Source organism: Streptomyces lucensis JCM 4490 (genome assembly GCF_014650035.1).
Lineage (GTDB): Bacteria > Actinomycetota > Actinomycetes > Streptomycetales > Streptomycetaceae > Streptomyces > Streptomyces lucensis.
This window is the reverse complement of record NZ_BMUE01000008.1, coordinates 116487-132496: the sequence shown is the minus strand read 5'-3', so window position 1 is coordinate 132496 and position 16010 is coordinate 116487. Positions and strand designations below refer to the sequence as shown.

General features: G+C 68.3%; 14 protein-coding genes, 1 pseudogene and 1 riboswitch. Of the genes and pseudogenes, 12 read left to right on the top strand and 3 right to left on the bottom strand.

Annotation, left to right across the window (positions count from 1 at the left end; genetic code table 11):
- Positions 1-449 precede the first annotated feature (449 nt).
- From IE177_RS19690 to IE177_RS19680, 3 genes are all read left to right on the top strand, one after another.
- The gene (locus IE177_RS19690; RefSeq protein ID WP_190016649.1) at positions 450-2417 is read left to right on the top strand and encodes an AfsR/SARP family transcriptional regulator; all 1968 of its coding nucleotides are present in this window, start codon (positions 450-452) and stop codon (positions 2415-2417) included.
- Positions 2372-3355 (top strand): tetratricopeptide repeat protein, encoded by a 984-nt coding sequence (locus IE177_RS19685; protein ID WP_190016648.1) that lies wholly within the window; start codon positions 2372-2374, stop codon positions 3353-3355. Before IE177_RS19690 ends, IE177_RS19685 begins: the two co-directional genes overlap by 46 nt.
- Before the next feature lie 355 nt (positions 3356-3710).
- Positions 3711-4109 carry an RICIN domain-containing protein gene (locus IE177_RS19680; protein WP_190016647.1) on the top strand — a complete coding sequence of 133 codons (399 nt, stop codon included), beginning with the start codon at positions 3711-3713 and terminating at the stop codon, positions 4107-4109.
- Between the two features lie 183 nt (positions 4110-4292).
- Here IE177_RS19680 and IE177_RS19675 read toward each other — a convergent pair whose 3' ends face one another.
- Complete coding sequence (locus tag IE177_RS19675) at positions 4293-5117, bottom strand: DUF1684 domain-containing protein (RefSeq protein WP_190016646.1); 825 nt, start codon at positions 5115-5117, stop codon at positions 4293-4295.
- Between the two features lie 52 nt (positions 5118-5169).
- A pseudogene (locus IE177_RS19670) lies at positions 5170-5331 on the bottom strand (LLM class F420-dependent oxidoreductase); the annotation flags it as partial.
- Between the two features lie 421 nt (positions 5332-5752).
- A riboswitch (SAM riboswitch) is annotated at positions 5753-5861 on the top strand.
- Between the two features lie 336 nt (positions 5862-6197).
- Here IE177_RS19670 and IE177_RS19665 point away from each other — a divergent pair.
- From IE177_RS19665 to IE177_RS19630, 9 genes are all read left to right on the top strand, one after another.
- Positions 6198-7178 (top strand): amino acid ABC transporter permease, encoded by a 981-nt coding sequence (locus IE177_RS19665; protein ID WP_190016645.1) that lies wholly within the window; start codon positions 6198-6200, stop codon positions 7176-7178.
- Complete coding sequence (locus IE177_RS19660; protein ID WP_190016644.1) at positions 7175-7972, top strand: amino acid ABC transporter ATP-binding protein; 798 nt, start codon at positions 7175-7177, stop codon at positions 7970-7972. The genes IE177_RS19665 and IE177_RS19660 overlap by 4 nt, the downstream gene beginning before the upstream one ends.
- 60 nt (positions 7973-8032) lie before the next feature.
- Complete coding sequence (locus tag IE177_RS19655) at positions 8033-9058, top strand: ABC transporter substrate-binding protein (RefSeq protein ID WP_190016643.1); 1026 nt, start codon at positions 8033-8035, stop codon at positions 9056-9058.
- Between the two features lie 86 nt (positions 9059-9144).
- Positions 9145-9870, top strand: coding sequence for a GNAT family N-acetyltransferase (locus IE177_RS19650; protein ID WP_190016857.1), 726 nt, complete (start codon positions 9145-9147; stop codon positions 9868-9870).
- A 37-nt stretch (positions 9871-9907) separates the two neighbouring features.
- Positions 9908-10003 carry a putative leader peptide gene (locus IE177_RS35790; RefSeq protein ID WP_373305122.1) on the top strand — a complete coding sequence of 32 codons (96 nt, stop codon included), beginning with the start codon at positions 9908-9910 and terminating at the stop codon, positions 10001-10003.
- Between the two features lie 75 nt (positions 10004-10078).
- The gene (locus IE177_RS19645; RefSeq protein ID WP_190016642.1) at positions 10079-11287 is read left to right on the top strand and encodes an LLM class flavin-dependent oxidoreductase; all 1209 of its coding nucleotides are present in this window, start codon (positions 10079-10081) and stop codon (positions 11285-11287) included.
- Positions 11288-11308: 21 nt separating this feature from the next.
- Complete coding sequence (locus IE177_RS19640) at positions 11309-12679, top strand: NtaA/DmoA family FMN-dependent monooxygenase (protein WP_190016641.1); 1371 nt, start codon at positions 11309-11311, stop codon at positions 12677-12679.
- Positions 12676-13767 (top strand): LLM class flavin-dependent oxidoreductase, encoded by a 1092-nt coding sequence (locus IE177_RS19635; protein ID WP_190016640.1) that lies wholly within the window; start codon positions 12676-12678, stop codon positions 13765-13767. The genes IE177_RS19640 and IE177_RS19635 overlap by 4 nt, the downstream gene beginning before the upstream one ends.
- The gene (locus IE177_RS19630; RefSeq protein ID WP_190016639.1) at positions 13760-14908 is read left to right on the top strand and encodes an LLM class flavin-dependent oxidoreductase; all 1149 of its coding nucleotides are present in this window, start codon (positions 13760-13762) and stop codon (positions 14906-14908) included. The genes IE177_RS19635 and IE177_RS19630 overlap by 8 nt, the downstream gene beginning before the upstream one ends.
- 195 nt (positions 14909-15103) lie before the next feature.
- Here IE177_RS19630 and IE177_RS19625 read toward each other — a convergent pair whose 3' ends face one another.
- Positions 15104-15781 carry a DUF6445 family protein gene (locus IE177_RS19625; protein ID WP_190016638.1) on the bottom strand — a complete coding sequence of 226 codons (678 nt, stop codon included), beginning with the start codon at positions 15779-15781 and terminating at the stop codon, positions 15104-15106.
- Between the last annotated feature and the right edge of the window lie 229 nt (positions 15782-16010).

The following is a 16010-nucleotide window of genomic DNA, read 5'->3' as shown; positions in this document are numbered from 1 at the left end:
CGATGAAAGGACGCCGCGGGCCGCCGTGTCACCCTTACGATCCTGCTGGGGCAGCGCCGACCGCGCACCATGTCCGTCTTCACCTCCCACCCGGACAGAGTTGGGAGCTTCCTTGGAAGGCTTTGAGGCGCGGTCACGGAGACGCGATCTCTGCCCACCCTGGTCCTGGCCGGGATGCACATCCGGTCGCCGTGCGTGCGCGGCACACAGGCCGACCTCATCGGCAGACCGCCCGACGCGCGTGGCCGTGCTTCGGTGCGGTTCAGTGCAGTACGGCCGCCGGCAGGCCCGCTGTGAAGCAGCCGTGCACCCTCTCCGACGGCCCGCCAGAGGCGAGTGCGGCGGCTGGGCCGGCGGTGGGCCGATGCATGGCGACTTCCCGTCGTGCCGGGTCAGACACCGGGACTTACGGGAGGGTCGCGTACTGACCGGCTGGCAGAATCCGGCTCATGGAGATCGGATTCCTCGGGCCGTTGAAGATCCGCCTCGGGCAGCACAGCCTCGGCCTGAGCGCGAAGAAGGACCGCGCTCTGCTCGCTGAGCTAGTCGTACACGCAGGCCAGACGGTGAGTACGGACCACTTGGCCGAGGCGCTCTGGGGGAGCAGACAGCGGGTGGATCCGGTCAACGCCGTCCAGGTGCGGGTGTCACGGCTGCGAAGGCAGTTACGTGCGGTCGCTGGCCCGGCCGGTGCTGCTCTCGTGCAGACACGACCCGGTGGGTACGAGCTGGTGGCGGATCATGTGTGGACGGACGCGCGTGCCTACGAAGCCGCGCTCGTCCCAGCGGCCGAATCCAAGACGATCGAGGCGTACGACAGAGCCGAAGCGATCTGGCGCGGCGAACCGTTCTCCGACGTACCCATGACCATATGCCTTGCCGCCGAGGCCACCCGCCTGCAGGAACTACGGGCAGGAGCTGTGGAGGGCCGCGCCTCGGCGGCCTTGCGAGCAGGTAGACCGGCGGAGGCGGTGGCCTCCACCACCGCCCTTCTGAAGAGGTACCCGTTACGCGAGCCTTCGCACGAACTGCTCATCACCGCACTCCGTGACTTGGGACGTACGCCAGAGGCACTCGCCGCGTACGCCCGTCTGCGGGAGACCTTGGCTGAGGAGCTGGGAACCAGTCCGTCCAGCGCTCTGCGGGCTTTGCACCTCGAACTTCTGCGGGAGGAAGAGACCCATGGGGCACCGGCGCCTGCGCACCCGTCAGCACCGCCACCGGCTCAGCTGCCACCCTCCCCGATGCTCTTGGTGGGTCGCGCGCCGGAGTTGGCCGCGATTGGGGAGAAACTCATGGCGGACACGTTTCACGGCGCCTCACCAATCGTGGTGATCAGTGGCATGGGCGGGGTCGGTAAGACCGCCCTGGCTTTGAGCGCCGCGCACCGATGGGCCTCCCGCTATCCGGACGGCCAGCTCTTCCTGCGACTGCACGGCTCAGCATCGGGACTGGATCCTCGAGACCCGACGGAACTGGTGGATGCCGTCGTACGCTCACTGGACGCGACATTGCCGCCGCATCGGCATCCGGATGAGGCAGAGGGCTTCCTGAGATCCCTACTGGCTCCCAAACGCGTCCTGCTCGTCCTGGACGACGCCCATTCAGCGGCGCAAGTGCGCACGCTGCTGCCGAACAATCCTCGTTGTGCCGTCATCGTCACCAGTCGAAGGCGCCTCGGTACGATCGAAGATGCCGCGCACGTGACTCTCGGGCCTTTGGCACGTCACGCCAGTCTCGCGATCCTCGACGCCGTGATCGGCACTGGCGCCGTTGCTGCCGAGCCGGACGCGTCTGCCCACGTTGCCGAGCTCTGCGGTGACTTGCCCCTGGCCCTACGTGTCACAGCTGCCCGCCTGGCTGGTCATCCAGGGCGGTCCATGTCGTCCGTCGCCGAGCGACTCGCCGCCGTCAATCAACGCCTCGATGAACTTCACTTGGACGATTTGAGTGTGCGCGGCGCGCTCGCGGTCACCTACCGGGGGCTGGGCCGAGTCGACGCAAGCCCGCGCGAGCAGGAGGCGGCCCGAGCCCTCCGTTGCCTGGGAAGCGTGAATCTGCCGGTGTACAGCGTCCCTTTGATGGCGCGACTGATGGATGCGACGGAAGGACCCGAACGGCCCTGGATTCGCTGGTGGATGTCGCACTGCTCAACGAAGTCAGTCTGGACCACTACGCCCCGCACAGCCTCGTTCGCGACTACGCCCGAGAAGTCGCGCGAGAAGAGACCCCCCCTGCACAGACCAGCGAAGCGATCGGACGAGGGCTCCAGTGGTACGCCGCCATGGTCGGCCGGTGTGCGAGAACGCTGCTGCCCGAGGGACCGGAGCTCTGGCGTCGCGTGCCGTACTCCTGCGACGACGCGACCACGGTGGCCGACGAGCAGGAGGCACTGGCATGGTGTGACAGAGAGTTGATCAACCTGGTGGCGATCGCCAACCAGTATGCCCAGACGCCTCGCGGCCTGGAACCCGTCCTCCGTCTCGTCCCGGCCCTCTTTCCCTACCTCCAGCGCCGGGGCCGCACTTCGGAATTGCAGCGCCTCAATGACATCGCTGTGGCGGCAGCCCGCCGCGGCCACGACAGCACTGCCGAGGCCCAGGCACTGATCGACCTGGCAGCCTCCCACTTCATGCGCGGCCACCTCGAAAGCGCACTGTCCTGCAACCGGGAGGCAACCCGGCTCATCCGTCGTCTTGGAGACGCCGCGTGGGAACGGAAAGCACTGGGCAACACAGGGATGCTGCTCCAACTACTCGGTCGCTATGACGAGTCCGTCCCCGTTTACGAGCGCCTGCTCGCCGTTGCCCGCCATGAAGGCGACGCGCAGGGCGAAGCGACGTACCTAAGTCGTCTCGGCAGCCTTCACGAGCCCGACAACACGCATCTGGCCATACGGTTGCACCAACGTAGCCTCGACATCGGAACCGGCCTGGACAGTCTGGTGCTGCAGCAGACAGCGCACTGGAACATCGGCTATGCGCACCTCTCGCTCAACCAACCGGAAGCGGCACTGGTCCACTTCGAATCAGGGCTGCGGCTACTCGCCAATGCCAAGAACGGCGACTGGCACGTGGAGTCGCAGACACGCCTCGGTGCCGTACGCGTCCTGCATCATCTGGACCGGAACGGCCCGGCGAAGCAGAGCTGCAAGGAGCTCATGGACCTTGCTCGCGGGCGTGGTGATACGTACACCGAAGGCCTGGCGCACTGGGAGTACGGCAACATCCTCGCAGCCTCACGGCAGCCGTCCAAGGCGCTGGCTCACTGGCGGCAGGCGTGGGACCTCCTCGCCGACACGGGTGCGAAGGGCCTGAAAGACCTCGAGGCGCTCATCGGCTCATACCAGCCTTAAGGTTCACTCGCGGCCCCCGCCGGTCTCACCGTTTCGGTCTTGCCTGTACGGCCACTGTCCTGGCGCCCTCACTAGTACACCCGTTTTACAGAGGGGTTTGCCAGAGTCGTGATCGCACCGGCCGGGTGACCCGGGCGCATCGCTGCTCCTGTGGTGTCACACGTGACCGTGCATCGCAATCGTCGGCCGGCCCTGCCCATTGGGCATGGCTCACGGAAGAGGAAGAGGAAGAGGAAGAGGAAGAGGCATGAGGCGCTTACTGGCAGGATTCTCAGCGGCAGTGGGTTTCGCCCTGCTCGGCCCCGGGGGCATAGCGCACGGAGCCCCGAGCTCATCGTATGTTTCCATCGCGAACTTGTCCGGTGGAGTCGGAAGCTCCGCATACTGCGCCACCCCGCAGGGCGACAGCACGGCGAACGGCGCGATCATCACGCTTTGGCGCTGCACCGGTGGCGCCAGTCAGAAGTGGCACAAGGACTCACTCGGGCGTCTGGTGAACGACGCGAGCGGGAAGTGCCTGACGCCCAAGGGAGACGCCTACAGCACCAACGGGGCGGTTCTCACACTGTGGACCTGCAGTTCGACTGCAGCCTCCCAGAGGTGGGACACCACGCCACCCATCACGCACCACTACAGCGACAAAGCCCTGACTCCGAAGGGCAACAACATGACGAACGGCGTCTATCTCACTCTGTGGACCTGGACGCAGTCGTCGGTGCAGAACTGGCAGATGACCACCATCACCACGGCGTAGACATCCAGGCGGCACCAGTGGCCCGGCCCGTCTCGTGAAGGGGGGAGGACAGCGCGCGGCCCTCACACCTCGGCCCGCGCGCTGGCCACCGGCCCGAGGTGCCCACAAGATCACCCGGTGGTACCGGCGAGTCAGCGCGGGAGAGCGGCACCCCCAGGGCGTTCGGACCGGACCGGGTCCGGCTCAGGAACCGCCGCGCTCGCGGGGGAGCTTCTGGCCGGCCTCGATCGCCACCGGCAGCCGGTTCTCGGCCGGGGGCAGCGGGCAGGTGGCCAGGTCCGTGTAGGCGCACGGCAGGTTCGCGGCGCGGTTGAAGTCCAGGACGACCGTACCGTCGGCGGCGGGTGGCTCCAGGGTGAGGACCCGGTTGGCGGCGTAGGTGGTGACCCCGGATGTCTCGTCGGTGAACAGCACCATCAGCCGGCCCGTGCCAGGGCCGGGGAACGTGGTCAGCGACAGCAGACGCCCGTCCAACTCGAACTCGACTCTGCCCGGGGCGTCGTACACGTGCTCAAGGCTCTCGACCGCGGCGCCCACGGTGGTCGGCCGTGGCGTGTCGAAGGGGATGTAGCGGCCCGCCACGGCCCAGCGCGGGTCGGGGTCGTAGGCGGGCGTCCCGGTGAAGGCCGTGCGTAGTGGCGCGTCCGGGTGCCGGGGGCGCACGATGTCGTGCCCACCGCGCTTGGCGACCTCGATGACGGCGTCTCCCCACACGGCGTCGACGCTGCCGCGTTCGGGAAGCACGCCGAAACCGTGTTCGCCGTGCACCAGCGTCCCGTCGACGAGTAGCTCCTCGCCGTCATCCAGATCCACGACGACCCCGTCGGAGTCGGTGCGCCACGTACCGGGCGCGTCCGGGAAACGCTGGGGCCGGTCATCGAGCCAGTGCAGGCCGGTGATCGCCAGGAACCCGTGCGGGGAGGCGAGCCGGGCTTCCTGGGCGCGGTACCAGTCCAGCCAGTTCTCGGTGAAGGCACGGAGGTCGGTCGTGGTGGTCTCGGGGGTCATGGGTATCTCCTTCGTCATGGGACGGGGCGGCCCGCCGGATCGGCCGGTGTGCTCAGCGGGCCAGTTCACCCAGGAGCCGCCAGGTGCGTCGGCGGTCGGTTTCTCCCGCGATCTCGGTGACCGAGAACACGACCTCGGTGGCGCCGGCGTCGCGGTAGCGGCGTACTTCGGCCTCGACCGTCTTCTCGTCGCCGATCACGGCCGGATCGGCGGCGGATTCCCGGGCCAGTCGTACGGTGGCGTCGACCTGGTTCGACGCGTCTGACGCGTTGAGCGCTACTCCAACAGTCATGTCAGTCAGAACGGGTGTCGGTCGATTCCGCATTCCGATTCGTATGTGACAGCTTCTTGTCAGTTATGTGTACTCGGTGCCGCGCATGAACCACGGCATCGCCGGTCGTGCCGTGTGGGTGTGGACGGAGGAGCGTCCCCCCGCACTGCGTGCCTGGAGACGGCCGCCGATCGCCGGCACCGCCGCGCGGGCGCGGAGTCCCTGAGCGGTGTGAAGGGCCCGGTTGACGAGTTCGGCCGGCGCAGCGGCGGGATTGGACTGGGCGGCCCCCCCGCCCGGCCGTTCCACCTGCTGGACCAGCGTTGACATACGTTAGTTCAGTTGTCTTAACTACCGCTCAGACGGTCATGAGCGTCAGCGACAAGCCCTGGCTTGCTGACCGGGAACCCTCCCATCGCGGTGGGGTGCCCCAGGTGACGACCCGACCGATGATGGTTCGGTAAGCGCGAGGCCCCTGGGGCCGGAACAGTGACGGTGACGCCATGTACGCAGCCCCCCGGACGGCGACGCGCCGCCCCCAGGGCTGTGCACAGCCGTGCGCGAGCCTGATGACCCTGCTCGTCGCCGATCATGCCGTCGATCTGCTCCGCGTGAACAGCGCACTGTGTACCGCTTCGGGCGGCCGCACCCGCTGTCGAGGCTGACACCCCGCTGCCCCCGCACCTCCTGACGCACACCGCGCCCGCGCGGTGTGCCGTTGCCCTCCCCGCCCCCGGTCACTCGCCGCTGGTGTGCGTCGTCGCGCACCGCCGTGCTTCGGGGGTGTTCCCACCCAGCCGGAGCCCACCATGAGTGAACCCCCTGGCGTCACCGTCACCTTCGCCGAGGCGCCGAAGACCGACGACCCGCCACAGCCCCTTGCCGCGCAACGGGTTCTTCCACTGAGGCGGCCAGGCCGCTGGATAGTCACCGCGGTCGTGCTGATCGTCGTCGCCCAGTTCGTGCACGGACTGGTCACCAACCCCTTCTACCAATGGGATCGCTGGAGCTACTGGTTCCTGCGGCCCACCATCCTCGACGGCCTGCTGATCACGCTCCAAGTCACTGTCTACAGCGCTGTGCTGGGCCTTGCCGGCGGCGTCGTGCTCGCTCTGGCGCGGCTCTCGAAGAGCCCGGTGCTGCGCGCGGTCAGCTGGACCTACGTCTGGGTGCTGCGCTCGATCCCGCTCATCGTGGTGCTGATCTTTCTCTACAACTTCAGTGCCCTGTACCAGACGTTGAGCGTCGGTATCCCCTTCGGTCCGGCATTCTTCTCCTTCGACGAGTCGAGGCTCGCCACTGACATGGTCGTCGCCGTCGTCGGCCTCAGCCTCAACGAGGCCGCCTATGCGGCCGAGGTGGTACGCGGCGGCATCCTCTCCGTCGACCAGGGCCAGCACGAGGCGGCCGCGGCGCTCGGCCTGCCGAAGGGCTACCAGTTCCGCAGGATCGTCTTCCCGCAGGCACTGCGCTCGATCGTCCCGAACTACGTCAACCAGCTCATCGGCCTGATCAAGGGAACCTCCCTGGTCTTCTACGTATCCCTGCTCGACCTGTTCGGCTCCGCGCAGACCATGGGATCCACCTACCCCGGTGACATCGTGCCGCTGCTGCTGGTCGTCACCGTCTGGTACCTGATCCTGACCAGCGTCGTCTCCGTCATCCAGTTCTACGTCGAGCGGCATTACGCCCGCGGTGCCACCCGCGGCCTGCCGCCGACGCCGCTGCAGAAGCTCCGTACCCGTCTCACCGACCTGGGAGCCCGTGTCCGCCGGGAGGCCGCCGTATGAGTGCCAAGACGCGCGAAGCCCGGGCGGACGTCGAGGCCGCCACCGTAGAGGTCCACGGCGTGCACAAGTGGTACGGCACCCACCGGGTGCTGGACGGCATCGACCTGACCGTCCGCCCGGGCGAGGTCACCGTCGTCCTGGGCCCCTCGGGCTCCGGGAAGTCCACCCTGCTGCGAATCATCAACCACCTGGAGAAGCCGGAGATCGGCTACGTCAGCGTCAACGGTGAATTGATCGGCGTGAAGCGTCAGGGCGAGCGCCTGAAGGAGCTGAGCGAGCGCGCCATTCTGGTTCAGCGCGGCCGGATCGGCTTCGTCTTCCAGAATTTCAACCTGTTCCCGCACCTGACCGTGCTGGACAATGTGGCCGCGGCTCCGATCGCCACAGGCCGGCTCGGCAGATCCGAGGCACAGGAACTCGCCCGCGAACTCCTCGGCCGCGTCGGCCTCGCCGACAAGACCGGCGCCTACCCCCGCCAGCTCTCCGGTGGACAGCAGCAGCGTGTCGCCATCGCCCGCGCCATCGCCCTGCGTCCCGGCGTCATCCTCTTCGACGAGCCCACCTCCGCCCTCGATCCCGAACTGGTGGGTGAAGTCCTCGCCGTCATCAAGGACCTGGCCACCAGCGGCACCACGCTCGTCATCGTCACCCACGAGATCGGCTTCGCCCGCGAAGTCGCCGACCGGGTCGTCTTCATCGACGGCGGCAGGATCGTCGAGCAGGGGCCGCCCGCCGAGGTCCTCGGCACACCACGGCACGAGCGGACCCGGGACTTCCTCAGCAAGGTCCTCTGACCCCCGGCATCCCCAAGCCCCCCACGCCATTCTCATCACCTTCAGCGACAAGGAACGGCCATGAGCACCCACTTCACCCGACGCAGCCTGATACGCGGCATCACCGCGGCGAGCGCCGTCGCCTCCCTCGTCACAGGGCTCGGCGCCTGCGGTGGGAACAGCGACGCGGCCACCTCCACCGACACCGACAAGGCCGGCGAGGTGGTCGTCGGACGGGTCTCGAACGGCGCCGCCAACCAGACCACCATCAAGGTCTCCGAGGTCGAGGCGATCAGCGCCGAACTGCCCGCCGCCGTCAAGAAGAGCGGCAAGCTGGAGATCGGTATCGGCGCCCTGCCCGCGGGGTTCCCGCCGCTGGCGTACGTCGGCGACGACCAGAAGACCCTCACCGGCTCCGAGCCGGACCTCGGCCGGCTGGTCGCCGCGGTGTTCGGCCTCAAGGCCGAGGTCAGAAACTCCACGTGGGAGAATCTCTTCGTCGGGATCGACAGCGGCAAGGTCGATGTGGCCTTCTCGAACGTCACCGACACCGAGGAGCGCAAGAAGAAGTACGAGTTCGCCTCCTATCGGCAGGACAACCTCGCCTTCATCGTGCCGAGGAAGAGCACCTGGAACTTCGACGGCGACTACGAGAACCTCGCCGGCAAGACGGTCGCCGTCGCTTCCGGCACCAACCAGGAGAAGATTCTTCTGGAGTGGAAGGACAAGCTGGCCGAGAAGGGCAAGAAGCTCACCGTCAAGTACTTCCAGGACAGCACGAGCACCTACCTGGCTCTGAACAGCGGCAAGGTCGACGCCTCCTTCGGTCCCAACCCCGGCTTCGCCTACCACAACCGTCAGGTGTCCCACACGCCCAACGCCACCCGCACTGCCGGCACCTACTCCGGTGCGGGAGGGAGCCTGCAGGGCCTGATCGCGGCAACGGCGAAGAAGGACAGCGGACTCGCCAAGCCGCTCGCCGACGCCATCAACTACCTGATCAAGAACGGTCAGTACGCCGAGTGGCTGAAGGCCTACAACCTCTCCAACGAGGCCGTCGCCAAGTCCGAGGTGAACCCGCCGGGCCTGCCGCTCGACAACTCCTGACACCTCCGCCAGGACTCCACCGTCGCCCCGTGGTGGAGTCCCCGAGCGCCGAACACCCCGAGCCGGACCCCGGAGACCGCCACACCATGTCCGTCACCCTTCTCGACACCGGTTGCTCGCACATCCTGGACAACCCCGCCTGGGCCGCGCTCACCGGAGCCCACGCCCACTTCGCCGAACGCATCGGCCACGCCGCGCGCTACCACCAGGACGTGGCTCCCTTCTGCGCCGTCTCCGACGAGGACGACCCGCGCGCCTGGGTCGACCTCGCCGCGCTCGTCGGCCCCGGCGGCACCGCCTCGGTGCGCGGCGTCACCGAGGCGCCGGATGGCTGGGAGGTCGTCGGCATGGGACACGGCGTCCAGCTCGTGGACACCGGCCTGCGTGCGCAACCCGACCCGGAGGCCGTACGACTCGGTCCCGACGACGTGCCCGAGATCCTCGACCTGGTCGCCCGCACCGAACCGGGCCCCTATCTGCCCCGCACCGTCGAGATGGGCACCTACCTGGGTATCCGCCGCCGCGGCCACCTGATGGCCTTGGCCGGCGAACGTCTCCGTCCACCTGGCTGGACCGAGATCAGCGCCGTGTGCACCGACCCGGCCCACCGCGGCCGGGGTCTGGCCACCCGTCTGGTCCGCGCTGTGGCGGCCGGCATCAAGGAGCGGGGCGAGCGGCCGTTCCTGCACGCGAGGGCCGACAACGCGAACGCGATCCGACTGTACGAGTCGATCGGCTTCACCCTGCGCCGCCGTACGGTCTTCTCACTCGTACGGCGCACCGAAGCCGCCACGCTGGAAGAAACGGCATAGCTGTGCCGTTGTCCTCGCCGAAGGCGATGATGCGGAGGTGGGCAGGGTGACACATGCCCCGCGTGCCGTGCGCCTCCACGGCCGGCCCCACATCGACCTCCAGCGCGTGGCCGGCGCCCTCTGTTGTTCCTGAATCGTCGTCCCCTCCGCCGTGCGCCCCTGTCCGCGGGCCGGCGATCTCGTACGGACCTCCAGGAAAGGCACCCTCGTGTCCTCAACCCCCTTCCACCTTCACCTTGCCGTGGCACTGGACGGCACCGGCTGGCACCCCGCCTCCTGGCGCGAGCCGGTCGCCCGCCCTCGGGACCTGTTCACCGCCGGATACTGGGCCGATCTGGTCGCCGAGGCCGAACGCGGTTTGCTCGACTTCGTCACCTTGGAAGACGGCCTCGGCCTGCAGTCCTCGCACTACGGCCAGTTGGACGGCCGTACCGACCAGGTGCGCGGTCGACTCGACGCCGTACTGATCGCCTCCCGCATCGCTCCCCTCACGCGGCACATCGGCCTGGTGCCGACGGTGACCGCCACTCACACGGAGCCGTTCCACATCTCCAAGGCGATCGCCACCCTCGACTACGTCAGTACCGGTCGCGCGGGTGTGCGGGTGCAGATCTCCGCCCGCCCGCACGAGGCCGACCACTTCGGCCGTCGCACCTTCCCGCCGATCAGCCTCGAGGAGTTGCGAACGCCGTCCGGACAGGAGCGCCTCACGGATCTGTTCGACGAGGCCGCCGAGTACGTCGAGGTCGTGCGACGCCTGTGGGACAGCTGGGAGGACGACGCCGAGATACGGGACGTGGCCACCGGGCGCTTCATAGACCGGGACAGGCTGCACTACATCGATTTCGAGGGCACACATTTCAGCGTCAAGGGTCCGTCCATCACCCCGCGCCCGCCACAGGGCCAGCCGTTGGTCACCGCCCTCGCCCACCAGACCGTCCCGTACCGACTCGTGGCCCGTCAGGCCGACATCGGCTACGTCACCCCGCACGACGTCGAGCAGGCGCGTGCCATCGCCGCCGAGATCCGCGCCGAGCAGGAGGCCGCCGGGCGTGCCGGCGAACCGCTTCACCTCTTCGGGGACTTGGTGGTCTTCCTGGACGACGACCGGGCCACGGCGGAGGACCGCCGCGCGCGCCTCGACACCCTCGCGGGTGAGCCCTACGGCAGCGATGCCCGGATCTTCACCGGCACGCCCGCTGAACTAGCCGACGTGCTCCAGGAATTCGCTGCGGAAGGCCTGAGCGGCTTCCGGCTGCGACCCGCGGTAACCGGTCACGACCTGCCGGCCGTCACCCGCGGCCTGGTGCCCGAACTCCAGCGCCGGGGCGTCTTCCGCACCGCCTACGAGTCCGACACCTTGCGCGGCCTGCTGGGTCTCGCCCGCCCCGCCAACCGCTACGCCACGACCGCCTGAGCCGGAAGGACCGCACCCACCATGAGCAAGCCGCTGAAGCAGATCCATCTGGCCGCGCACTTCCCCGGCGTCAACAACACCACCGTGTGGAGCGACCCGAAGGCCGGCAGCCACATCGAATTCAGCTCCTTCGTTCACTTCGCGCGGACCGCCGAACGCGCCAAGTTCGACTTCCTGTTCCTCGCCGAGGGACTGCGGCTGCGTGAACAGGGCGGCAAGATCTACGACCTGGACGTCGTCGGCCGCCCCGACACCTTCACTGTCCTCGCCGCGCTCGCCGCCGTCACCGACCACCTCGGCCTGACCGGCACCATCAACTCCACCTTCAACGAGCCCTATGAGGTGGCCCGCCAGTTCGCCAGCCTCGACCACCTCTCCGGCGGCCGCTCCGCCTGGAACGTCGTCACCTCGTGGGACGCCTTCACCGGAGAGAACTTCCGTCGCGGCGGCTTCCTCCTCCAGGAGGAGCGCTACTCCCGTGCCAAGGAGTTCCTGGCCACGGCGAACGAACTCTTCGACTCCTGGCGCGGCGACGAGATCCTCGCCGATGGGGCCACCGGCGTCTTCCTGCGGGACGCGAAGGCCGGCTCGTTCGTCCACAGCGGACAGCACTTCGACATCCATGGCCAGTTCGACGTCCCGCGCTCACCGCAGGGCCGCCCCGTCGTCTTCCAGGCCGGTGACTCCCAGGAGGGCCGCGAGTTCGCCGCCTCGTCCGCCGACGCCATCTTCAGCCGGCACGCCACCCTGGAGGCCGGCCAGGCGTTCTACACGGATGTCAAGAAGCGCCTCTCCACGTACGGCCGCCGACACGACCAGTTGCTGATCCTGCCAGCCGCCTCCTTCGTCCTCGCCGACACGGACGCCGAGGCCGAGGAACTGGCCCGTGAAGTACGCCGCCACCAGGTCAGCGGGGCCACGGCCCTCAAGCACCTGGAGTTCGTCTGGAACCGGGACCTGTCCCACTACGACCCGGAAGGCCCGCTTCCCGACGTCGACCCGGACGTCGGTGACGACCACATCTCCAAGGGCCGCGCCCAGGTCCGCATGTACCGCGACCCGCTGACCACCGCCCGCGAGTGGCGCGAACTGGCCGCCGCGAACGACTGGTCCATCCGCGACCTCGTGATCAACACAGGCAACCGTCAGACCTTCGTCGGTTCCCCGGCCACCATCGCCACGACCATCAACGACCACGTCCAGGCAGACGCCAGCGACGGCTTCATCCTCGTCCCGCACATCACTCCCATCGGCCTGGACGGTTTCGCCGACAAGGTCGTCCCGCTCCTGCAGGAACGGGGGGTGTTCCGCACGGAGTACGAGGGCACGACCCTGCGTGACCACCTCGGCCTCACGCACCCCGACTCCGTCGACGACCGAGTGGCCTCGTGAAGTTCCTGGCGATCACCCTGATCGTGCACCGCCCGGACCCCATCACCGGGGTGCAGAAGTCGACCCACGACCGCTTCCGTGAAGTGCTCGACAGCGCGCTGCTCGCCGACGATCTGGGCTTCGACGGCTTCGGCGTGGGGGAGCGCCACGAGCGGCCGTTCATCTCCTCCTCGCCGACCGTCGTACTCAGCCATGTGGCCGCCCTGACGAAGCGGATCCGCCTGTTCACGGCAGTCACCACCCTCAGCCTGCTGGACCCGGTCCGGGCCTACGAGGACTACGCCACCCTCGATCACCTGTCAGGCGGACGCCTCGACCTCATCATCGGCAAGGGCAACGGCACCGCCCAGCGCGACCTGTTCCACGTCACGCCCGAGGACCAGTGGGACCGTAACGCGGAGAGCTACGAGGTCTTCCGGAAGATCTGGCGCCAGGACAAGGTGAGCGCCGACACTCGCTTCCGTCCTCCGCTGACGGACGCCGAGGTGTGGCCGCGACCGTACCAGCAGCCGGTCCGTGTCTGGCATGGCAGCGCAACCAGCAAGGAGTCGGTGGACCTGGCCGCCCGCTGCGGCGACCCGCTCTTCTCGGCGAACGTCACTCACCCCATCGAGCCGTACGCCGAACTGATCCGTCACTACCGCGAGCGCTGGGAGTACTACGGCCACGACCCGGCGCAGATCGCCGTGGGCGCGGGCACGGCGGGCATCCACGTCGCGCCCACCTCCCAGCAGGCCCTCGCCGCATACCGACCGATCTTCGAGTCCAACCTGACCTTCTTCAGGAAGGCAGGTCTGCCGATCGTCTTCGAGACGCTGGAGGACTTCGTCGAGCGCAGCTCCGCGCTGATCGGCAGCCCGCAGCAGGTCATCGACAAGGTTCACCGCTACCACGAACAGTTCGGGCACACCGTGCTGCATCTGCACACCGACGCGAGCGGGCTGACGGATTCCCAGCACCGTGCCTCCCTCGAGTTGTTCCAGTCCAAGGTCGCCCCCGTGCTGCGCCGCGAAATCCCTGACCCGCCGTTCGTGTGGGGTCCCGTGCTTCCGGCCCCACCGCTCACCCAGGAGTTGCCCGATGTCTGATGCTGCCCTCGGCGTTCTCGACCTGGTCCCGATCCCTTCCGGCTCGACGGCAGGCGATGCCCTGCGCAACTCCATCGACCTCGCACAGCAGGCCGAGCGCCTCGGATACGCCCGTTACTGGTTCGCCGAGCATCACCTCAATCCGGGCGTGGCCGGCACGTCACCCGCGATCGTCCTGGCCCTTACAGCGTCCGCCACCTCCACCATCCGGCTCGGTTCGGGGGCCGTGCAGCTCGGGCACCGCACGGCGCTGTCCACCGTGGAGGAGTTCGGCCTACTCGACGCGCTCCACCCGGGCCGCTTCGATCTGGGCCTCGGCCGCTCGGGCGGCCGTCCGCCGGGAGAGCCGGCCGCACCGTCGCCGACGGCGCCCCCGGTCGTTGACGGGCACACCCCGAACGGCCTGTTGATCCCGCCCCGTTTCTCCTTCCAGCACCTGCTCGGCTCACCCCGCGTCGCGCTGCAGCGCAGGCTGCTTCTGCTGCCGGGCGCCGAGTCACAGGACTACGCCGAGCAGGTCGACGACATCCTCGCCCTGCTCGCCGGCACCTACCGCTCCCCGGAGGGCGTCGAGGCGCACGTAGTGCCGGGAGAGGGCGCCGACCTGGAGGTGTGGATCCTGGGCAGCAGCGGTGGTCAGAGCGCCGCTGTCGCGGGCCGCAACGGTCTGCGGTTCGCGGCGAACTACCACGTCAGCCCGGCCACGGTCCTGGAGGCGGTGGAAGGTTACCGGTCCTTCTTCCAGCCTTCCGAGTTCCTCGACAAGCCGTACGTCAGCGTCTCGGCGGACGTCGTCGTCGCCGAGAACGACGCCACCGCCCGCGCACTCGCCGCCGGCTACGGCCTGTGGGTCCGCAGCATCCGCACCGCGGAGGGCGCCATCGAGTTCCCGACGCCGGAGGAAGCACGGGCGCACCGATGGTCCGACGAGGACCGAGCCCTCGTCCAGGACCGCGTCGACACCCAGTTCGTCGGCTCACCGGGCCGGGTGGTCGATCAGTTGGAACAACTGCAGGAGGCCACGGGCGCGGACGAGTTGCTCGTCACGACGATCACCCACGACCACACGGACCGTGTCCGTTCGTACGAACTGCTCGTGGAGGAATGGCGCCGACGGGGACACTCACTAGAGTCGAGCTGATACTCGAAAGTTCTCGGGCCCTGGTATTCGGTCGACGACGGCGAGGAGAGCGGCCCCCACTGCGGTGCAGGACGTCCTGAGTCCGGCAGGGGCCTGCCCCTGTCTGTACGTGCCACTCTCCCCAGCTCTCATCAGGTATGCCGTCGACCCACACATCGTGGAGCGGGCGCGGTTCCCGAGGTCATGCGCGGAGGATCACGCCATCCAGAAGAACACCGCGGTCATCCGCTTGTCCTCCATGGTGCTCCCGCAGTAGCCGGTCGCGGTGTGCATGAGGTTGGCGTGGTACAGCAGCAGCCGGTTGTAGCGATGCGGCACGCGGACGTCCTCGGTGAAGGAGTCCGGCGGCACGAACCGCGTGCCCAGCGCCTCGACCAGGGTGTTGTGCGGCGCCGCGACAAGATTTCCGCCGAGCCGGCCACCGGGCAGGCTCTGCCGGAAGAAACTCGTACCACAGTCCTTGGGAACCTTCGGGTTCAGATAGAGCACCGCCGCATACCGGCACAGCGCACGGGAATCGGTGTGCGGACGCGGTTCCCCCTCGTCCTTGCCCACCACCTGGATGCAGTTGTGGTTCAGGGTGCCGCCGTCCGAAGTCGCCTGAAGCCACAGCTCACGCGCACCAGTCGCCTTGCGCACCAACTCCTCGACATGGGCGAGTTCACCAGGCTCCAGCCCCGGCATCGTCCGCATGCCCGGCCAGCTCTCCGAGGTGTGATGCCCCTTCACCCAGTCGTCCTTGACGAGACACCGCTGCCTGACCGTGTCCGGGTCGGGAAGCACATCGTCGAGAACCCAGTAGTCGCGGTCGCGCGTGGGCTTGCGGTAGGGGAGGACCGGGAGCGCCGGGCTTCCCTGGGGACGTGACGGCATGCGGTCGAACGTACGCCGCACTGCGTTAGCGATCTCCATTGAAAGAGTCAACTCTCCACCGCGTTGGTCAACCTTCCGTCAACTCACCGTGGCTTTTGACGCCGGCTGGCCCGCGCCCAGGAAGCGGCCCGGGTGGCTTGAGTCCCGCCCGCGCCGTGACACGGGTTGCGCCGGTTCCAGCTCAGCCACTGGCGACGGAGTGCGCCGACCACTCCTGGGCGGCCTAACT